The sequence below is a fragment of the Stenotrophomonas sp. 24(2023) genome, from assembly GCF_030913365.1.
Taxonomy (GTDB): Bacteria; Pseudomonadota; Gammaproteobacteria; order Xanthomonadales; family Xanthomonadaceae; genus Stenotrophomonas.
Genome location: NZ_CP133160.1, coordinates 3,213,810 through 3,233,562, shown reverse-complemented (window position 1 = coordinate 3,233,562; position 19,753 = coordinate 3,213,810). Strand labels below are relative to the sequence as shown.

The window sequence follows — 19,753 nt, the reverse complement described above, 5'->3', positions numbered from 1 at the left end:
GCATGGGACCGGCCAAAGGTCACAGGCGATCTGGATGGCGTACGCGGCCCGTGGATCATCGCTACGATGGCACCGTATGAATACCCTCACCCTTGCCACGTCGCTGCAGGCGCCATTGCAACTGCATGCAGGCCTGCGCCTGGTCGGCCCGGAGCATCTGCCCGATGCGGTCGTCGCCGCTGTCGCCAACACGCCGCCGCGACATCTGATCGCGTGGTCATTCCCCGAGGCAGGAAGCGTGGGATTCAGCCAGGCCGGTCGTCACCTGCTGCTGCCCTTCCCGCTGCTCGGCGCCGGCATCGGCAGCCTGCAACCGGCCAAGGGTGGCGGCTTCGTCACCCTGTTCGTGCGCACGGCCGAAGCCCGCATGATCGACGTGCTGGGCAGCGGCACATTCCAGCGGGCCGCGCTGGATGAACTACTGGCGCACCAGGCTGGGCTGAGCCAACTACTGGGCTGCACCGTAACGGCCGAGGACTGGGGCTACGACTGCTGACAGCGACCTTGCGATCACGCTGCGGCAGGAGCGCCGGCAGCCCTTCATGAAGCGGCTCTGCAGCGGAGGCCGCCGCCGCAACTCGGGATATGCGAGACTGGCTGAACGGAACCGACAGCCTTCATGGCAGCCGCAATGACCGATAGAACGACAAGACCAGACGAAACCGTGGCCGAGCATATCCAGCGCTACGGCTGGCATTGCGTGCACGTGCTGCCAGGTAACGATGGTCAAGCCTGTTTCTCGTACACGATCGGCTTCAACCAGCGCCACGGTTCACCTGAAGTCATGATCTTCAACATGCCCCGTGATAGAGCACACGCACTGCTGTGCGCCTGCGAGGCGTTGCTCGTGGAAGGGTATCGGATACAGCCGGACATCCGCAACAGTGAGGTGCTATCGGGGGATACGATGTCATCTTCCGACGCGTCGATGCCCGATTCCACCGGGAGTATCTGGGAACGGCCCTTCGATACACCGGCGCAGAAACGCTCGATGCAGTAGTGATGTTCCTTCCGGACGCCGATCATCGCTATCCGTGGGAAGATGACTACACCTACGTTGACGTCAGCGAAGCACTGGCCATCGTCTAGAAACGGCCAGGCAGGCATCGCCTGAAGTGCACAGAAAAGGCCGGCCTGCGCCGACCTTTGGTGTCCTACCTGGTCTTGCCCTGGTTGGGCATGCCGGTCGGGATGTTCAGCAGAATCCGGTGCGTGCCAACTCTACATGCGTCACCTGTATTGAAGCGAAGCGGCGGCAGGCGTTAGTCTCCCGCCAGAGAGCGCATGAAGCGACTCCACTATCAGGGGGATTCTTATGGACATGAAGAAAGTTGCGGAAATTGCCGGCTCAGCAATTTTTCCCGGTGGCTACATCATCGCCAAAACCATTTCATCTGCGTTGGCCGATTCCCAAGCAGAATTGAAGGATGCAGAAGGCAAGAGCATCGAGTCTCTTCAAGCCGAGGCCGCAAAACAGAAGATTGTGATGGACTTCCAGGCCCATCAGGCACTTGTCGCGCAGGAAGTCTCGATCGCCGAACGGATTACGTCGTCGGAAGAAGTCGAGATCGAGGAGTACTACGAAGGCTCAGGGAAGGGATCGGCAGGGCTCAAGGCCGAGGAGAGCAGCGTAACTCTCGGTCTATCCGGCGAAGGCAGGAAAGTCACCAAGCGAATCATCAGATTCAAAGGCTGGCGACCATCTGGGATGGAGCCGACGTCCAAATAGGCAGCCCGTCGATAGTGAACTGCATTGCGCTTTCATTGGCCGCAATTCAGAAGACAACGTCTGCCTGCACAGCAGCCCGCTTCAGGCACCTGCCAGCAGCAAAGCAGAAGGCCGGCTTTCGCCGGCCTTCCGCTTCTTACCCGGCCTTCCGCTTCTTACTTCGCCTTGCCCTGGTTGGCCACGGCTTCAGCGGCCTTGCGCGCCGCTTCGGGGTCACCCAGGTAGCGGAACGACTGCACGGTCAGGTCGTCGTTGAGTTCGAACAGCAGCGGGATGCCGGTCGGGATGTTCAGCTCGAGGATTTCCTCGCGCGAGACATTGTTGAGGTACTTGTACAGCGCGCGCAGCGAGTTGCCGTGGGCGGTGACCAGCACGGTCTTGCCGTCCTTCAGCTGCGGCGCGATGGCGTCGTGCCAGTACGGCAGCACGCGATCGAGGGTGGTCGCCAGCGATTCGGTGCCCGGCAGGGCGTTGCGGTCCAGGCCGGCGTAGCGACGGTCGTGGATCGGGTGGCCCGGGTCTTCCAGTTCCATCGGCGGCGGCGGGATGTCGTACGAACGGCGCCACACCTTGACCTGCTCTTCGCCGTGCTTGGCGGCGGTCTCGGCCTTGTCCAGGCCCTGCAGGCCGCCATAGTGGCGTTCGTTGAGGCGCCAGGACTTGCTGACCGGCAGCCAGTCCTGCTCCAGCTCCGCCAGCGCGCCCTGCAGCGTGTGGATGGCGCGCTTGAGCACCGAGGTATGCGCCACGTCGAACTGCAGGCCTTCCTCGCGCATCAGGCGACCGGCCGCGGCCGCTTCCCGGCGCCCCTGCTCGGTCAGGTCGACATCGACCCAGCCGGTGAAGCGGTTGTCCAGGTTCCACTGGCTCTGGCCATGGCGCAACAGTACGAGTTTACGGGTCACTGCAGGGTCTCCAACGAGGGGAAAGGCAGGTGGCCATTGTAGCGCCGGTGGCCGCTCCCGCACCGTGCCAGCAGGCATGCCATGCTGCAGCCATGGATACCGTGATCGATCCCGGCCACTGGCAGGGCAGCGTGGCCGCCGCCCGGGCACAGCAGCAACACCTGGCCCTGCACGTGGAGCGCAATGACCGCCTGCCTGCCCACCTGCAGTGGCTGGCCGGGCTGGACGTAGGCTTCGAGGACAACGGCGCGACCACACGTGCCGCCGCCGTGCTGCTCGATGCCCGCACGCTGCAGCCGATCGCGCAGGAAACCGCGCGCATTCCCACGGTGATGCCCTACATACCCGGCCTGCTCAGCTTCCGCGAGCTGCCGGCGTTGCTGGCCGCGCTGGCGCTGCTGCCGCGCACGCCGGACCTGGTGTTCGTCGATGGCCACGGCATTGCCCACCCGCGCCGGCTGGGCGTGGCGGCGCACCTGGGCGTGGTGACCGGCCTGCCCAGCATCGGGGTGGCCAAGTCGAAACTGGTCGGCACCTTCACGGCACCCGGCCCCGAGGCGGGCGCAACGGCACCGTTGATGGACGGCCACGAGCCGTTGGGCTGGGTACTGCGCAGCAAGGTACGGTGCACGCCGCTGTTCGTTTCGGGCGGGCACCGGGTCGGGGCCGATACCGCGCTGGCGTGGGTACAGCGGACTCTGCGCGGTTACCGCCTGCCGGAACCGACGCGGCTGGCGGACCGGCTGGCATCGCGACGGGATCCGGCGATGCGGCCGGGTGCTCCGCCACGCACGCGGTAACCGCGGCTGTCAGCCGGTGCGGCCGCCTGCTGCACGTTACCGGTGCACGTGGCCGCGATGGCCCTGCGCATCGGTGCCATGGTCATGGTCCTCATGGCCGTGCCCTGCATGGCCATCCGCGCCGGTGGCCTTGGCCGATGGCACACCACAGGCTTCACCGCAGTGATCGGCTTCCACCTGCAGCGTGACATGTTCGATGCCGAACTGGTCATGCAGGCGGTCGCCCAGTTCGCGGCGCACGCGGTCGGCATCGTGGCCGTCGGCCACCACCACGTGCGCGGTCAGCGCCGGGGTGCTGGACGCCAACGCCCACACGTGCAGGTCGTGCACGTCCACCACCGCCGGATGGGCGTCCAGGCTGGCGCGCACCTTGGCCACCTCCACGCCCTTGGGAACGCCCTCCAGCAGCACGTTGATCGCTTCGCGCATCAGCACGTAGGTCCGCGGCAGCACCCACAGGCCGATCAGCACGGCCAGGATCGGGTCGATCGGCTTCCAGCCGGTCCAGCGGATCAGCAGTGCGCCGACGATCACCGCCACCGAGCCGAGCATGTCCGCCCACACTTCCAGGTAGGCGCCTTTCACGTTCAGGCTTTCGCCGCTGCCGGCCTGCAGCAGGCGCATCGAAACCAGGTTGATGCCCAGGCCGATGGCCGCGATGACCAGCATGCCGGTCGAGGCGATCTCCTGCGGCTGGCGGAAGCGCTCGATCGCTTCCCACAGGATGTACGCCGCCACCACGAACAGCATCGCGCCGTTGATCATCGCGCCCAGCGCTTCCAGCCGCGCATAGCCATAGGTGCGGCGCGCATCGGGCGGGCGCCGGCTCAGGCGCACGGCAACCAGCGCGATCATCAGGGCCAGCGTATCGGTGGCCATGTGCGCGGCATCGGACAGCAGCGCCAGGCTGTTGGTCCAGAACGCGCCGACCACTTCCACCAGCAGGAAGGTGCCCGTCAGGCCCAGCGCCCACCACAACGGTTTTTCGTGGCGGATCTGGCTCGGCAGGTGGTTGTGGTCGTGGCCCATGGCGGTGGCTCCTGTGCAATGGCCGCAGGGTAGGCCCGGGCCGCGATGGAGACTATTACGCTGTTTATAACATTGCAGGATGAAGGGCGCGCCCGGCGCACTTCACTGTACGCGCCGGCGGCCGATACCGATGGGTTGCTACAGGCCTGCCCGAGACCCGATGGATACTTCTCCCCCCATGGACGATGCCAGCCAGCCGTTGGCTGCCGCCTGGCTGCACACGCTGCAGCACACCGGCCCCGCCGCCACCGCGCTGCTGCATGCGGTGGCCACCGATGCCCCGGCACCGCTCGCCCAGCGTTTCTACGATGTGCTGCTGGTGGACGCCCGCGCGCGCCGCTTCCTGTCCCATGAGCAGGTCAAGCAGCGCCTGCAGCCGGCCATGCAGCGCTGGCTGGTGCAGCTGCTGACCACCACCGCCGGCGATATCGCCGCCACCGTGGCGGCGCAGCGGATCATCGGCGATGTGCATGCGCGCGTGGGCATTCCGGTGGATCTGGTGACGCGGGGCGCACGCGTGCTCAAGCACGACCTGTACGGCCGCCTGCAGGCCCGGGCCGACCATGCCGATACCGCATTCGAGGCCATCCGCACCGCCAGTGCGCTGGTGGACATCGCGATGGAAGGCATGACCCTGGCCTACACCCATGCACGCGACCGCTCCACCCGCGCCGATGCCGCTTACCGGCTGTTCTCGCTGGTGCAGAACGTGGGCACCGAGCGCGAGCGCCAGCGTGCCTTGCTGCTGGATTGGGAAAACACGCTGCTGTACACGCTGGCCGGCCACGCCGAAGGGGAAAATGCCAGCCTGGCCACGTCCGAGTTCGGGCTGTGGTTCACCCACAAGGGCATTCCCAGCTTTGGCGAAAGCAGCGAGACCGCGCAGGTCAGTGCACTGGTCAAGGCCATCGATGCGTGCCTGCAGCAGGCCTCTGATGACGCCCCTGCGCAGCGCCTGGCCGCGCTGCCCGCCATCCGCGAACGGCTGGCCGCGATCCGCACGCTGATGACGCTGCTGTTCGAGCGCATCGGCGAACTCGATGCCGGCAGCGATTCGCTGACCCACCTGCTCAACCGCCGCTTCCTGCCGACCGTGCTGCGTCGGGAAATCGAGCTGGCCACCCGCAACCAGACGCCGTTCGCGCTGCTGATGCTGGACCTGGACCACTTCAAGGCCATCAACGACGGCCATGGCCACGATGCCGGCGACCGCGCCCTGCAGCACGTGGCTGGCCTGCTGGGCCAGCTCACGCGCGGCAGCGATTACCTGTTCCGCTTCGGTGGCGAGGAATTCGTGGTGGTGCTGGTGGCCGCCAGCCAGTCGCAGGCGGCACTGATCGCCGAGAGCCTGCGCCGGCAGATCGCGCAGGCACCGGTGATGCTAGGCAACGGTACGTCGCTGGCGTTGACCACCAGCATCGGCGTGGCCGGTCATGACGGCCACCCCGATTACGAACGGCTGCTGGCCCGTGCCGATGCGGCGATGTATGCGGCCAAGCGCCGGGGCCGCAACTGCGTGGTGGTAGCCGAAGAGGGGCTGCCCGAGGCCCCCGGACGCCGCAGCGCCCGGGCGCTCTGATCCGCGCCGTGCGCGGTGGGGGTCACCCGCCGCGCACGGTCTCCGGCAGGTGCTGCAGGTGCCTGCGCTCGCGCAGCCGCCAACCGCCCCACCACAGCACCGCCAGCAGCGCGAAGGTGGCCCCGAGTACGCAGGTGGCGGACCAGCCGAACCACGCCTGCACCCAGGTGGCCGAGGCCGCGCCCAGGCCACTGCCCACCGCATAGAACAGCATGTACAACGCCACCCGCCGCCCGTGCTGCTGCGTTTCGCCCTGCAGCAGCACGACCTGGTTGGCCACGTGCAGTGCCTGCCCGCCCAGATCGAGCAGCACCAGGCCCAGCAGCAGTAACCCGAGCGATTGCGGCAGGCCCAGCAGCGGGCCCCAGGCCAGCAGCATCAGCAGCAGCGCCCCGGCCGTGACCCGGTGCACGAAACCACGGTCCATCCAGTGCCCAACCCGCCCGGCCAGCACCGCGCCGACCAGGCCGACCAGCCCCAGTGCACCGATCGCAGCGGTCGACCAGGACAGCGGCGGCGCCGACAGCGGCAGCGTGGAGGCGGCGAGGAACACGTTGAGCCCGGCGAACAGCAGCAGCGCCAGGCCGCCCCGCTCGTGCAGGCGCGCATCGTGGCGCAGCAGCGTGGCCATCGAGCGCAGCAGGGCGGCGTGGCTCGGCGGATGGGCCGGAATGGCGGTGGCCGGCAGCCGCCGCCAGACCACGGCCGCCACCACCGCCATCACCAGCGCCGATACCAGGTAGACCGCACGCCAGCCCCCCTGATCGGCGACCGTTCCGGAAACCACCCGCGCCAGCAGCAGGCCGATGAACACTCCGCCCTGCACCTGGCCTACCCAACGCCCACGCTCCGCATCCGGTGCCAGCGCAGCGGTGTACGCCACCACGCCCTGGGTCAGCGCCGTGCCCAGCAGGCCGACCAGCAGCATGCCCGACAGCAGCCAGGCGCTGCTGCGCGCCGATGCCAGCCACAGCAGGGCCACGCCCATCAGCACGAACTGCACGCGCAGCAGGCGCCGCCGGTCGCCACGGTCGGCCAGCGGCAGCAGGCCCAGCAGCGCCAGCACGCTGCCGGCCTGGGTGGCCGCCACCACCAGCCCGGCCACCGCCTGGTCCAGTGAAAACGCCTGCACCAGGCGCTCCAGCAAGGGTTGCGCGTAATAGACATTGGCCACGCTGGCACCGGCGACGACGGCCAGCAGGCTTTGCAGCGACAGGGAAAAACGGGACGACCGCATGATGTGGTTTCAATTTAAAACTTGATGCAAGCCTAGCCCCCATGGTTTTAAACTGCAACCACATTGTTCCTGGAGCCGCCATGCACGCCGACAGCCCCTGCCCCGTTGCCCGCAGCGCCGACCTGCTCGGTGATCGCTGGGCACTGCTGGTCATCCGCGATGCCTTCGACGGCGTGCGCCGCTTCGGCGATTTCCAGCGCAGCCTGGGCGCAGCCCGCAACATCCTGGCCGACCGCCTGAAACGGCTGCTGGACGCGGGCCTGCTGCAGCAGCAGCCCGCCTCCGATGGCAGCGCCTACCAGGAATACGTGCTGACCGACGCCGGGCGCGACCTGTTCCCGGTGCTGGTGGCGTTGCGCCAGTGGGGCGAGCGCCACCGCTACGCTGCGGGCGAGTGGCATTCCACGCTGGTTGAACGCAGCACCGGCACGCCGCTGCCGTACATGCAGCCACTGGACCACTCCGGCCATCCGGTGGACCCCGCGCAGGCGGTCGTGCGCAAGGATTGAAGGTGGCCCTGCGCAGGTAGGGGTCGACAGCGCCACCGGTGTCAAATAGCATTCACTCGCAATTGCATTTGATTCCCATTGACCCCGGCCATGGCCGCTTCCCCGTCCCGTCCTTCTGCCGGCGCTGCGCCGGCCAAACCCGTGCCGCGCGGCAACGGTCACGGCCTGCTGTGGGCGCGTGGCGGCCTCGCCCTGCTCGGCGGCTACGCTGTCGCCGCGCTGTGGGCTGCAGCACTGGCACGCCTGCTGCCCGGCGCCACCGCCGACGCCACCCTGGTGGCGACCATGGCCTCGTTCGTGGTCTACACATTGGCTGCCATCTGGGCCTTCGCGGCACGCAGCACCTGGCGCGCAACCAGCGGCCTGCTGCTGGCCGGTGCCGTGGCCGCCCTGCTGGCCTGTCTGCTGCACGGGGTGCCGGCATGAGCAACCTGGGCGGCCTGCGCCAATCGCAGTCGGTGCTGCACACCTGGTCGGGGCTGGTGGTCGGCTGGGTGCTGTTCCTGATCTTCATCGCTGGCACGGCCGCGTACTGGAAAGTGGAACTGACCCGCTGGATGCAGCCGGAGGTGGGCCTGCCCGCCGATGCGCAGACAGCCGTGGCGCAGGCGCAGCAGTTCCTGGCCCACACCGCGCCCGACGCGCAGCGCTGGAGCATTGAACTGCCCGGCCAGCGCAGCAGCGCCACCACGGTCAGCTGGCAGCCGCAGGGCGCACCGGAACGCCGCCGTGGCCAGCGCAACCCGTACCAGGCCACCCTCGATGCCAACGGCACACCGGTCCCGGTGCGTGAAACGCGCGGTGGCACCTTCTTCTACCGCCTGCACTTCGACCTGCACTACGTGCCGGTGCTGTGGGCGCGCTGGTTCATCAGCGCCTGCTCGATGTTCATGCTGGTGGCGATCATCAGCGGGGTGATCACCCACAAGAAGATCTTCACCGACTTCTTCACCCTGCGCCGGGGCAAGGGCCAGCGCACCTGGCTGGATGGCCACAACGCGCTGGCGGTGCTGTCCCTGCCGTTCCACCTGATGATCACCTACACCGGCCTGATCACGCTGATGACGCTGTACATGCCCTGGGCGGTGGATGCAAACTATCCCGGCGGCCGCGATGCGTTCTTCGCCGAACTGTTCCCGCGCGCGGCGAAGGTCGAGCCCAGCGGCGTGGCCGCCACGCCGCCGGCACTGGCGGCGGTGCTGCGCCGGGCCGAACTGCAGTGGGGCGACGGCCATGCCGGCTCGCTGCTGGTCGAGCAGCCTGCCGACACCGCCATGCGCATCAGCGTGCGCCGCCAGGCTGGCGACCGCATTGCCGATGCCGATGACACACTAACCTTCAATGCCCGTGGCGAACTGCTCGACACCGCGCCCGCACGTTCGGCGGCGGTGATCACCCGCGACGGCATGATCGGCCTGCACGCAGCGCGGTTCGCGCCGACCACGATGCGCTGGCTGTTCTTCCTGTCCGGGGTGGCCGGCACGCTGATGGTGGCGACCGGCCTGGTGCTGTGGACGGTCAAGCGGCGCACCCAGCTGCCAGACCCGCAACGCCCGCACCTGGGCTTCCGCGTGGTGGAACGCCTAAACATCGGGTTCGTGGCCGGGCTGCCGGTAGCGATGCTGGCCTTCCTGTGGGGCAACCGCCTGCTGCCGCTGGATGTCGGCAACCGCAGCGATGCCGAAGTGAAGGTGTTCTTCTACGCCTGGGCGGCCTGCGTGCTGCACGCGATGCTGCGCGCGCCGCGCCGCGGCTGGGTGGAACAGCTGGCCGTGGCCGCCGTGCTGGCACTGGCCCTGCCGCTGTACAACCTGGTGGCCTGGCACGGCGGGCTGTTCGCTGCGCTGGCCGCCGGTGATGGCGCCAAGGCCGGCATCGACATCGGCCTGCTGCTGCTCGGCACCGGCTTTGCCTGGGCGGCGCGCAAGGTGCACCGCTTCGTGCCGGCACAGCGCCGGGCCCGCGCAGGCAGCACGGCGGCCACCACCGGGGCAAGCGCATGAGCGTGCTGGCCTTGCTGCTGGCTGCCGCCGGGTTCGCCTGCCTTGCCCTGGCGATGGAACGCCACCACCGCGACGTCACCGGTCATGCACCCGCTGTGCCGCGCCGCCGCGTGTTGCGCCTGCTGGGCGCGGCCGCGCTGGCAGCCAGCCTGGCACCCAGCATCGCAGCCTGGGGCGTTGCCCAAGGGTTCGTCGGCTGGTGCGGCGTGCTCGCCGCAGGCGCCGGGGTCATGGTGCTCTGGCTCAGCTTCCGCAGCCCGGCCAAGCCGGCGCCACGCCCGTCTTCCCGTTCCTGATCTAGAAATCGAGGTTCCATCATGAAGCAGCCTTCCCCTGGCGCCCTGCGCCGGAACGCCCTCGCCTTGTCGCTCGCCTGCGCCGCCGCACCGGCGTTCGCCCAGGACACTGCGCCGACCACCACCGAACTGGACCGGGTGATGGTGACCCAGCGCACCGAGGGCTACCAGGTCTACGGCACCAACACCGCCACCAAGCTGCCGCTGACGCTGCGCGAAACCCCGCAGTCGCTGACCGTGTTCACCCGCCAGCGCATCGAGGATTTCAACCTCATCACCATTGCCGAAGTGCTGCAGCAGACGCCCGGCGTGACGGTGCAGTCCTATGACAGCAACCGCACGCTGTTCACCGCGCGCGGCTTTGCCATCAACAACTTCATGTTCGATGGCATCCCCACCAACTACACCACCGGCGCAGGCGGCAACTCGATCCTCAGCGACACCTCCATCTACGAGCGCATCGAAGTGGTGCGCGGTGCCAGCGGCCTGGTCACCGGCTCGGGCAATCCGTCGGCCACGGTGAACATGGTGCGCAAGCGCCCCACCGAGCAGTTCCAGGCCAGCACCAGCCTCAGTGCCGGGTCGTGGGATTACCGCCGTGCCGAAGTGGATGTGTCCGGCCCGCTGACCGCCAGCGGCCGCGTGCGTGGCCGCTTCGTCGGCGCCTACACCGACAAGGACAGCTGGGTGCGCTTCCAGCACGACACCTCGCCCAGCGTCTATGGCGTGGTGGAGGCCGACCTGACCGACAGCACCCGCCTGCGCGTGGGCATCGACCATCTCAGAACCGCGTCCGACGGCGGCGCATGGAGCGCCTCGCCGCTGTACTTCCGCGACGGCAGCCGTGCGCGCATGCCGCGCTCGTACAGCGCCGCCGCCCGCTGGAACGAATGGAACCGCGAAAGCACCAACCTGTTCGCCACCCTGGAACAGCAGTTCGGCGCAGGCTGGAGCGGCCGCCTGGCCTACAACCACCGCGCCACCGATACCGACTCGCTGCTGCTGGCCGGCTCCAACACCGGCAACTGGGCCGATGCGGCAACCGGGCTGGGCCTGCGCATTTCCGATACCTACTCGGTCTCGGAAACCCGCGAGGATGCCTTCGACCTGTATGCCTCCGGCCCGTTCACCCTGTTCGGCCGCAGCCACGAGCTGGTGCTGGGCATCAACCACTACGACCGCGACCTGGACACGATCCGCGCCGGTATCACCTCGCGCCCGTACAACCTCAACGCCTTCCCCAGCATCTACAGCTGGGACGGTGAGATCGGCCGGCCCACCACCTACAACGCGGGCATTCCGCTCAACACGGCCAACACCACCGAAACCGGCTACTACGCCGCCGTGCGCCTGAACCCGATCGACCCGCTGAAGATCATCGCCGGTGCCCGCTATTCCGATTACCGCACCGCCACCGACAATTTCGATGCCAACGGCGTGCTGACCAGCCGCAACGCACGCAGCACCGCCCACGAACTGACGCCGTATGTGGGCGTGCTGTATGACCTGTCCGGCAGCATCACCGCCTTTGCCAGCTATTCGGATGTGTTCCAGGCCACCGCCCGCCGCGACATCAACAACCAGCTGCTGGACCCGACCACCGGCGGCAACTACGAATACGGGTTGAAGGGCGAATTCTTCGGCGGCCGCCTGTACGCCTCGCTCAACGGCTTCTACATGAAGCAGGACAACGTGAGCACCGAAGACCCGGCAGGTGCCGGCATCAGGCTGCCCGATGGCAGCGTGCCGTACATCGCCAGCCGCGGCATCACCACCCAGGGGGGCGAGTTCGAGGTGTCCGGTTCGATCACCGACCGCTGGAGCATGACCGGTGGCTACACCTATGCCTACAGCAGCAATCCTGATGGCAGCCGCTTTGCCAGCACCAGCCCGATGCACCTGGCCCGCTTCAACACCACCTACCGCTGGGGCGACTGGACGCTTGGCGGTGGCTTCACCGTGCAGAGCGAAATCTTCCAGATGCAGCCCATTCCCACCGGGCGCTTCAACAGCAACGGCACGCCGGTCACCGCCGTCGGCAAGATGGGCCAGGGCGGCTACGTGCTGTTCGACCTGATGGGCCGCTACCGCATCAACGACACCTTCAGCGTCGGTGTCACGGTGACCAATCTGTTCGACAAGGTCTACTACCGCAACGTGGGTTTCTTCAATGCGGGTTACTGGGGCGAACCGCGCCGGGTCCTGTTCAACCTGCGCGCACGCTTCTGAACGGCCATGGCGCCTGACTCGGCAAAGCCGGGCCCACCTTCGGCCCATGCCGGGGCGCGCAGGCCGGCGTAGCATCACGGGCGGGCCTGCGGGCCCGCCCTTTTCATTGCCCCGAGGAACCCGCCGATGCTGCGCCGTGCCCTGCCCCTTTCCGCCGCCCTGCTGCTGGCATCACCGGCGGTGGATGCCCGCGAGGTGGCCGAACCGGCCGCGCACGTGGCCAGCGACGGCCCCTATGTCTTCCGCGAGGGCGACCAGCTGCGCGCGCAGTGGATCTGCAACGATGAGGTAACGACCCGCAGGGTCACCGCCCAGGCCGGGGGCACCGATCTGGCACCGCTGCCGGACTGCGGCTATGGCCACGCCCTGCACCTGCTGCCGGCGGCGGTGCCGGCACCGGCCGTGCTGCCGGCCGCCCGCCGCATCGTGGCCCTGTCCGACATCCACGGCCAGTACGGCCTGATGGTGCAGCTGCTGCGTGCCAACAAGGTCATCGACGCGCAGGACCGCTGGGCGCTGGGCAGCGACACGCTGATCATCGCCGGCGATGTCTTTGATCGCGGTCCGCAGGTGACCGAGGCCTTCTGGCTGCTGTACAGCCTGCAGCAGCAGGCGGCCGCAGCGGGCGGTGCGGTGCACTTCGTGCTGGGCAACCACGAAACCATGGTGCTCTACGACGACCTGCGCTACGTCAACCCGAAGTACCTGCGCAGTGCGCAGCTGCTGGGCCGCAGCTATCCGCAGCTGTACGGCGCCGATTCGGTGATCGGCCAGTGGCTGCGGACCCGCCCGGTGCTGCTGCGTATCGGCGATACCCTGTTCCTGCACGGCGGCATCTCGCCCGAAGCGGTGGAACTGGCCCTGGACCCGGCGCGCACCGATGCCGCCTACCAGGCCTCGCTGGGCACGCCCAAGGCCGAGGTGAAGGCCAACCCGGCCACCGCGCCGCTCTATGACGGCAAGACCAGCCCGATCTGGTACCGCGGCTACTTCGATGGCCGCCTGGACACGGCCGGCGTGCAGGCCATCCTGGACCGCCTGCAGCTCAAGCGCATCGTGGTCGGCCACACCTCGATGCCGCACGTCAGCACCTTCCATGGCGACCGGGTCATCGCCATCGACAGCAGCATCAAAAACGGCCAGAACGGCGAACTGCTGTTCATCGAGGACGGCGCGCTCAGCCGTGGCCTGCTGGACGGCTCGCGGGTACCGCTGGCGCCAGGCCAGATGGGCCTGGACGACTGAACGGGCGGCCATCGCAGGGAGGCCTTCGCCCGGGCCTCACGCCCACGGCGCTGCACTTGGCGTTACCCTGCGCGGTCATCGGGGGCGGCCTGGCGGCCGTCCCCCGCAGAACTGGAGCCAAGCCATGCGCGTGCTGATTGCCGAAGATGACCCCGATATCGCCTCGGGCCTGTGCGCCTCGCTGCGCCGGCAGGGGCACGTGGTGGACCACGTGGACAATGGCGCGCATGCCGATGCCGCGCTCAATTCCACCCCCTATTCCCTGCTGGTACTGGACCTGGGGCTGCCCAACCTGGACGGCCACGCCGTACTGCAGCGCCTGCGCCAGCGTGGCGATGGCCTGGCCGTGCTGGTGGTGACCGCGCGTGATGGCCTGAGCGATCGCGTGCAGACCCTGGACCTGGGTGCCGACGACTACCTGATCAAGCCCTTCGCCCTGGACGAGTTCGAGGCCCGCGTGCGCGCGCAGCTGCGCCGGGTCACCAGCAACGGCACCCCGGACATGCGCATCGGCCACCTGCGGCTGGACCTGCCCGGCCGCCGCGTCTGGCTGCGCGAGGAACCGCTGGAACTGACCGCCCGTGAATTCGGCCTGCTCTCGGCGCTGGCCGTGCGCCCGGACCGCATCGTCTCCCGCGGCCAGCTGGTCGAGGCCCTGTGCGACTGGGGCCAGGACCTGACCGACAACGGCCTGGACATCGCCCTGCACCGTCTGCGCCGCAAGCTGCAGCCCGGCGGCATGGGCATCCGTACCGTGCGCGGGCTGGGCTACATGCTGGAAGAAGTGAACGAATGATGCGCGGCCGCCCCAGCCTCCGCCGCCGGCTGCTGGCCTTCCTGGCCGTGCCGATGCTGGCCCTGCTCACGCTCAACGCGTTCCTGACCTACTACGTCGCCCTGAACTATTCCAACCGCATCCACGACCGCAGCCTGGTGGATGACACGGTGTCCTTCGCGCAGATGCTCGACACGATGCCGCTGACCGGCGACCTGTCCCCGCAGGCGCGCTTCCTGATCGAGTACGACTCCGAAGGCCACCGCTACTTCAACGTGCAGAGCCGGCGCCTGGGCACCATCAGCGGCAATGCCGATTTCAGCGCCTATGCGCCGTCGCAGGAATGCGCGCGCGAGGAACCGATGCTCTACAGCGGTACGCTCAACGACCAGCGCGTGCGCATGGCCACGGTCTGCACGCAGAGCGCGGACAACCCGGATGACCGGCTGGCGGTGACCGTGGCCGAAACCATGGCCGACCGGCGCCATCGCGCGCAGGAAATCCTGATGATCACCATTCCGCTGATGACCTCGCTGATCGTGTGCATGACCGCACTGGTCTGGTTCGGGGTCAAGCACGGCCTGCGCATCCTCACCCCGCTGACCAACCGCCTGGCCCGGCGCGAGGGCGAGCTGACCCCCATTTCCGATGCCGACGTCCCGGTGGAGATCGAACCGCTGATCAGCACCATCGACGGGCTGATCCACCGCCAGGCGGACATGATCGCGCAGCAGAACCGTTTCATCGCCGACGCTGCCCACCAGCTGCGCTCACCGTTGACCGGCATGGGCCTGCACGTGGAGCAGGCCCTGGCGCACGATGATCCGGCCACCGTGCGCGAATCGCTGCAGCACATCCGCCGCCTCAACGAACGCACCACCCGTGTCAGCACCCAGCTGCTGGCGCTGGCACGCGCGCAGGCGGTGCCGGACACGCTGCAGGCGATGGACCTGGGCACCCACGTGCCGGACTGGGTGGGCAGCCGGGTGCCCGATGCGATCCGTGCCGGGGTGGACCTGGGCTACCGCAGCGATGAGGGCCCCTGGTGGATCGAGGGCAATGCCGCCCTGCTGCAGGAGGCCGTGGACAACCTGATCGACAACGCCCTGCGCTACGCCGGCAAGGGCACCACCGTCACCGTCGGCCTGGACCTGCACGATTTCGAGGTCGAGCTGTTCGTGGAGGACAACGGCCCGGGCGTGTCGGCCGAGGTGATGCAGCGGCTGGGCGAGCGCTTCTTCCGTGCACCGGGCACCAGCGAGACCGGCACCGGCCTGGGCCTGGCCATCGCCCGCGAAGCGGTGGACCACATGGACGGGCGCATCGCCTACCTCCACGTGCCCAGTGGCGGGCTGAAGGTGGCCATCCGCATCCCGCGGCTGAAGCGCCCCTGACCCGGACAGGGGGATGAAAGGCTGGCGAAAACCCCGGTTGCCATCCTGCACTCCCCCCATGACGTGCCGGAGCCGTGACGGTGACCGCTTCCCATGAGTTTTTCTATGCCGGCGGCCCGCAGGGCGTGCTGCTGGTCCATGGCCTGACCGGCACCCCCGCGGAGATGCGGGTGCTGGGCAAGGGCCTGCATTCGGCCGGCTTCACCGTGCACGGCGTGCAGCTGCCCGGCCACTGCGGCACGGTCGATGACCTGCTGCAGACCACCTGGGAACAGTGGTACGAGGGCGTTGAAAAGGCCGCCGAACAGCTGCGCACGCGGGTGGACACCCTGTTCGTGGGCGGCCTGTCGATGGGCGCCGTGCTGTCCCTGGCCCTGGCCGCGCGCCGGCCTGAGCTGGTCTCCGGCGTGGGCGTGTACGGCGCCACCTTCCGCTATGACGGCTGGAACATCCCGGCCGTGGCCAAGCTGTCGTTCGTGCTGCCCTGGTTCAAGCGCCTGGGCATCGGCCGCGACCGCATGTTCATGGAAGAACCGCCCTACGGCCTGCGCGACGAGCGCCTGCGGGCACAGATCAGCGCGGCCATGCTCAGCGGCGACAGCGCCGCCGCCGGCCTGCCCGGCAACCCGTGGCACGCACTGGCGGAAATGGGCGCCCTGTCCAAGTGGACCCGCCGCCACCTGCACCAGGTGACCGCCCCCTGCCTGGTGGTGCATGCCCGCGAGGACGATGTGGCCAGCCTGGGCAATGCCGAGCTGGTGATGACCCGGGTGAGTGGCCCGCGCGAGCTGGTGATCCTGGATGACAGCTACCACATGATCACCATCGACCGCGAACGCCGCGAAGTGATCCGCCGCAGCGCGGCCTTCTTCACTGCCGTCTCGGCCGGCCAGCCGGCCCTGCCGGAGGTGGCCTGATGGGAGGGTTGGCGATCACCCTGTGGCTGGTGAACGTCGTGCTCGATACCGGCGGCCAGCTGGCCTTCAAGGCCGCCGCCACCGATCCGCAGGACGGTGAAGGCCTGCAGCGCTGGAAGCACATGGCGATGCGGCCGTGGCTGTGGCTGGGCGTGGCCTGCTACGTGTTCGAGTTCGTCGCCTGGATCGCCTTCCTGTCGCTGGTGCCGCTGTCGATGGGCGTGCTGCTGGGCTCGATCAACATCGTGGCGCTGATGATCGCCGGCCGCGTGCTGTTCCGTGAGCGGCTCACGCCGCTGCGCGTGGCCGGCATGCTGCTGGTCAGCGCCGGCGTGGCCGTGGTGGGGCTGGGCGCATGAGGCGGCTCTACCTCATCGGTTTCCCGCTGCTGATGGCCTTCGATACGCTGGCCCAGCTGTGCTTCAAGATGGCCGGTGATGGCGCCCTGCCGGTGGAAGCGAACATGGCCTGGGTCATGCGCGTGGCCTCGCAGCCGTGGGTATATGGCGCGATCATCGGTTACATCGGCGCATTCTTCACCTGGATGAGCCTGCTGCGGCATGCGCCGATCGGCCCGGCATTCGCAGCCTCCCACCTGGAGGTGGTGAGCGTGCTGCTGCTGTCGGCGTGGCTGCTGCACGAACCGTTGACCCTGCACCACCTGGTGGGGGCGGTGCTGATCGTGGTGGGCATCCTGTGCCTGGGCCGTGCCGAGGCCGATGACCCGCACGATGAGACTGCCGCGAAGGCATGATCACCCTGCCGCGCGAACTGCCGCCCACCGCTGGCCTGCCACTGCAGGCCAGCGATTTCCTGCCTGGCGGCGGTGACCTGTGCGCGGTGCTCGGTTCGCAGCTGGGCACACCACCGCTGCAGCTGGCCTGCTCGGGCACCGCGGCACTGCTGATCGCCCTGCGTACCCTGCAACAGCGCGCGCCGGAACGCGACACCGTGGTGGTGCCGGCCTACACCTGCCCGCTGGTGCCGATTGCCGTGCACGCCGCCGGCCTGCGCATGCGCCTGTGCGACACGCGCCCGGGCCACTTCGACATGGACCCCGATGCACTGCGTGCGGCCTGCAGCGAGCGCACGCTGGCGGTGCTGCCCACGCATCTGGGCGGCCGCGTGGCCGATGTGGCCTCGGCCGTGCAGATCGCACGCGACGTGGGCGCCTGGGTGATTGAAGACGCCGCACAGGCACTGGGCGCACGGGTGGATGGCCGCAGCGTCGGCCTGCAGGGCGACATCGGCTTTTTCAGCCTGGCCGCCGGCAAGGGACTGAGCCTGTTCGAGGGCGGCCTGCTGGCCTGTGCCGATCCCTCGTTGCGTGCGGCGCTGCGTGACAACGCCAGCGTGCTGGCGCCGCGTGACCTGCGCTGGGAACTGCGACGCAGCGCCGAACTGCTCGGGCTGGCGCTGTGCTACCGGCCCGGCCTGTTGCCGCTGGTCTATGGCCGCCCGCTGCGCCAGGCCCTGCAATGCAACGCATTGGAAGATGCCGTGGGCGATGTATTCCCGCTGCAGGTGCCACAGCACCGTGTCAGCCGTTGGCGGCAATCGGTGGGGGCACGTGCTGCACGCCGCCTGCCCGCCTTCCTTCAGGCCGCGCGCGAACGCAGCGGCTACCTGCGTGAACGCCTGCAGCGCCTGCCCGGCGTGACCGTGCTCGATGATGCCCCCGGCCGCGACGGTACCTGGCCGATGCTGATGGTGCGCCTGCCCAGCCAGCGCGCGCGCGATGCCGCACTGGCCACGCTGTGGCCGGCAGGCCTGGGGGTAAGCCGGATGTTCATCCACGCCCTGCCCGACTACAGCTACCTGCGCGGCATCGTGCCGCAGCGGGCCATGCCGAACGCGCATGACTTCGCCGCGCGCATGCTGACGGTCGGCAACAGCCCATGGTGGACCGAGGCCGATGTGGATGCCATCGTCAAAGGCCTGATGCCTCAGAAGTAGCGCCTTGAGCGGCGCATACCCGACGAAGCCACCGGCATGCACGCGCGTGTTGATGGTCGCCAGCGAATGCGCGAGCTGCCGCCCGACATCCCGGCGGCTGCGTCCCCACAGGTAGTCGCCATGGACGCCGGCCTGCCAGCGGCCGGCCCTGGCCAGCGGCAACGACAGGCCATCGGTAGTGGACAGTTCCGTCCCGTTGGCGGTTTCGATGTCCACATACGGAATGGCCTGCCATTGCAGGCCGCCCGCCCCCAGCCAGCGCGACAGCTGCTGCCGGCCGTTCCGACGTCATTCCGACGTCGCTGAACCATTGCCGTCCCTGTGCACCGGGCGAAAGGCAAGGAAAGGATCGGGAAAGGATGCCTTCCTACAGTGAGCCTGTCGCTGGTCCGTGGGCCCGTGGCGGTTCCCCCTTTTTCGATGGACATGGTCATGCGCTGGAGCATCCTGGTTGATTTCGACGGCACCATCAGCCTCGAGGACGTCATCGATTCGCTGCTGGACAAGTACGGCCAGCCCGGCTGGGAAGCGCTGGAAGACCAGTGGCGTGCCGGGCAGATCGGTTCACGCGAATGCATGCAGGGCCAGGTCCGCCTGCTCAAGCTGGACCCGGCCGAACTGGATGCGCACCTGGACCAGGTGAAGATCGACCCGGATTTCGCGGCGTTCGCTGCCGAAGCGCATCGCCTGGGCCTGCCGCTGAAGATCGTCAGCGACGGCCTGGACTACGCCATCCACCGCATCCTGGCCAACCACGGCCTGCCGCCGCTGCCGGTGGTGGCCAACCACCTGCGCTGGGCCGATGGCCACTGGGAACTGGAATCGCCGTACCAGGCCGAGAACTGCCGCAGTGGCACCTGCAAGTGCACCATCGCCTCGCAGTCGCGTGCCTACGATGCACCGCGCGTACTGATGATCGGCGATGGCGCCTCGGATTTCTGCGTTTCCGAACGCGCCGACTACGTGTTCGCCAAGCGCCGCCTGATCGATCACTGCAACAACGCCGGCATTCCGCATTCGCCCATCACCACCTTCGCCCAGGCCACCGCTCTGCTGCCGCGCCTGCTCGACGGCAGCCTGGTGCCCAGCGCCCTGCCGCGCATCCTGGCTGTCGCCTGACCTCCCCTTCGTTGTTTCGACATCATCCTCA

Annotated in this window: 21 protein-coding genes; 18 read left to right on the top strand and 3 right to left on the bottom strand. The window is 68.4% G+C overall.

Annotated features, from left to right (window positions below):
• The first annotated feature begins 76 nt into the window (after positions 1-76).
• The 3 genes from Q9R17_RS14670 (at position 77) to Q9R17_RS14660 (ending at position 1,729) form a co-directional block, all read left to right on the top strand.
• The gene (locus Q9R17_RS14670) at positions 77-496 is read left to right on the top strand and encodes a hypothetical protein (RefSeq protein ID WP_308155333.1); all 420 of its coding nucleotides are present in this window, start codon (positions 77-79) and stop codon (positions 494-496) included.
• A 123-nt stretch (positions 497-619) separates the two neighbouring features.
• On the top strand, positions 620-1,000 hold the full coding sequence (locus Q9R17_RS14665) for a DUF4262 domain-containing protein (protein ID WP_308155332.1): 381 nt from the start codon (positions 620-622) through the stop codon (positions 998-1,000).
• A 321-nt stretch (positions 1,001-1,321) separates the two neighbouring features.
• Positions 1,322-1,729 (top strand): hypothetical protein, encoded by a 408-nt coding sequence (locus tag Q9R17_RS14660; protein WP_308155331.1) that lies wholly within the window; start codon positions 1,322-1,324, stop codon positions 1,727-1,729.
• Positions 1,730-1,884: 155 nt separating this feature from the next.
• Here Q9R17_RS14660 and gpmA read toward each other — a convergent pair whose 3' ends face one another.
• A complete protein-coding gene (gene gpmA, locus Q9R17_RS14655) occupies positions 1,885-2,634 on the bottom strand; it encodes a 2,3-diphosphoglycerate-dependent phosphoglycerate mutase (protein ID WP_308155330.1) in 750 nt (249 codons plus the stop codon).
• A gap of 92 nt (positions 2,635-2,726) precedes the next feature.
• Between gpmA and nfi the strand changes: the two genes are divergently transcribed.
• The gene (gene nfi, locus Q9R17_RS14650; RefSeq protein ID WP_308155329.1) at positions 2,727-3,434 is read left to right on the top strand and encodes a deoxyribonuclease V; all 708 of its coding nucleotides are present in this window, start codon (positions 2,727-2,729) and stop codon (positions 3,432-3,434) included.
• 36 nt (positions 3,435-3,470) lie between these two features.
• Here the strand turns inward: nfi and Q9R17_RS14645 are convergent, their stop codons facing one another.
• Positions 3,471-4,463 carry a cation diffusion facilitator family transporter gene (locus Q9R17_RS14645; RefSeq protein WP_308155328.1) on the bottom strand — a complete coding sequence of 331 codons (993 nt, stop codon included), beginning with the start codon at positions 4,461-4,463 and terminating at the stop codon, positions 3,471-3,473.
• A gap of 160 nt (positions 4,464-4,623) precedes the next feature.
• On the opposite strand from Q9R17_RS14645, the gene Q9R17_RS14640 reads away from it, so the two are divergent.
• Positions 4,624-6,042 (top strand): diguanylate cyclase, encoded by a 1,419-nt coding sequence (locus tag Q9R17_RS14640; protein WP_308155327.1) that lies wholly within the window; start codon positions 4,624-4,626, stop codon positions 6,040-6,042.
• Between the two features lie 22 nt (positions 6,043-6,064).
• Here Q9R17_RS14640 and Q9R17_RS14635 read toward each other — a convergent pair whose 3' ends face one another.
• The gene (locus Q9R17_RS14635) at positions 6,065-7,279 is read right to left on the bottom strand and encodes an MFS transporter (RefSeq protein ID WP_308155326.1); all 1,215 of its coding nucleotides are present in this window, start codon (positions 7,277-7,279) and stop codon (positions 6,065-6,067) included.
• Between the two features lie 80 nt (positions 7,280-7,359).
• On the opposite strand from Q9R17_RS14635, the gene Q9R17_RS14630 reads away from it, so the two are divergent.
• The 13 genes from Q9R17_RS14630 to Q9R17_RS14570 all read left to right on the top strand — a co-directional run bounded on the left by Q9R17_RS14630 (position 7,360) and on the right by Q9R17_RS14570 (position 19,722).
• The gene (locus Q9R17_RS14630; RefSeq protein ID WP_308155325.1) at positions 7,360-7,788 is read left to right on the top strand and encodes a helix-turn-helix domain-containing protein; all 429 of its coding nucleotides are present in this window, start codon (positions 7,360-7,362) and stop codon (positions 7,786-7,788) included.
• Positions 7,789-7,878: 90 nt separating this feature from the next.
• Complete coding sequence (locus Q9R17_RS14625; protein WP_308155324.1) at positions 7,879-8,214, top strand: DUF3649 domain-containing protein; 336 nt, start codon at positions 7,879-7,881, stop codon at positions 8,212-8,214.
• Positions 8,211-9,791, top strand: a complete 1,581-nt coding sequence (locus Q9R17_RS14620) for a PepSY-associated TM helix domain-containing protein (protein WP_308155323.1) — start codon at positions 8,211-8,213, stop codon at positions 9,789-9,791. The genes Q9R17_RS14625 and Q9R17_RS14620 overlap by 4 nt, the downstream gene beginning before the upstream one ends.
• Complete coding sequence (locus tag Q9R17_RS14615) at positions 9,788-10,087, top strand: DUF3325 domain-containing protein (RefSeq protein ID WP_308155322.1); 300 nt, start codon at positions 9,788-9,790, stop codon at positions 10,085-10,087. Before Q9R17_RS14620 ends, Q9R17_RS14615 begins: the two co-directional genes overlap by 4 nt.
• Before the next feature lie 21 nt (positions 10,088-10,108).
• Entirely contained in the window at positions 10,109-12,316 is a 2,208-nt protein-coding gene (locus tag Q9R17_RS14610; RefSeq protein WP_308155321.1) for a TonB-dependent siderophore receptor, read from the top strand.
• Positions 12,317-12,442: 126 nt separating this feature from the next.
• On the top strand, positions 12,443-13,561 hold the full coding sequence (locus tag Q9R17_RS14605; protein WP_308155320.1) for a metallophosphoesterase: 1,119 nt from the start codon (positions 12,443-12,445) through the stop codon (positions 13,559-13,561).
• Between the two features lie 124 nt (positions 13,562-13,685).
• The gene (locus Q9R17_RS14600; RefSeq protein ID WP_308155319.1) at positions 13,686-14,357 is read left to right on the top strand and encodes a response regulator; all 672 of its coding nucleotides are present in this window, start codon (positions 13,686-13,688) and stop codon (positions 14,355-14,357) included.
• A complete protein-coding gene (locus tag Q9R17_RS14595) occupies positions 14,354-15,730 on the top strand; it encodes a sensor histidine kinase (protein WP_308155318.1) in 1,377 nt (458 codons plus the stop codon). Before Q9R17_RS14600 ends, Q9R17_RS14595 begins: the two co-directional genes overlap by 4 nt.
• 80 nt (positions 15,731-15,810) lie before the next feature.
• Positions 15,811-16,647: an alpha/beta fold hydrolase gene (locus Q9R17_RS14590; RefSeq protein ID WP_308155317.1), complete on the top strand. Its 837-nt coding sequence runs from the start codon at positions 15,811-15,813 to the stop codon at positions 16,645-16,647.
• Positions 16,647-17,006, top strand: a complete 360-nt coding sequence (locus Q9R17_RS14585; RefSeq protein WP_308155316.1) for an EamA family transporter — start codon at positions 16,647-16,649, stop codon at positions 17,004-17,006. Before Q9R17_RS14590 ends, Q9R17_RS14585 begins: the two co-directional genes overlap by 1 nt.
• Positions 17,003-17,401, top strand: coding sequence for a DMT family transporter (locus Q9R17_RS14580; RefSeq protein ID WP_308155315.1), 399 nt, complete (start codon positions 17,003-17,005; stop codon positions 17,399-17,401). The genes Q9R17_RS14585 and Q9R17_RS14580 overlap by 4 nt, the downstream gene beginning before the upstream one ends.
• A complete protein-coding gene (locus Q9R17_RS14575) occupies positions 17,398-18,603 on the top strand; it encodes a DegT/DnrJ/EryC1/StrS family aminotransferase (RefSeq protein WP_308155314.1) in 1,206 nt (401 codons plus the stop codon). Before Q9R17_RS14580 ends, Q9R17_RS14575 begins: the two co-directional genes overlap by 4 nt.
• A gap of 432 nt (positions 18,604-19,035) precedes the next feature.
• A complete protein-coding gene (locus Q9R17_RS14570) occupies positions 19,036-19,722 on the top strand; it encodes an MtnX-like HAD-IB family phosphatase (protein WP_308155313.1) in 687 nt (228 codons plus the stop codon).
• The last annotated feature ends 31 nt before the right edge of the window (positions 19,723-19,753 follow it).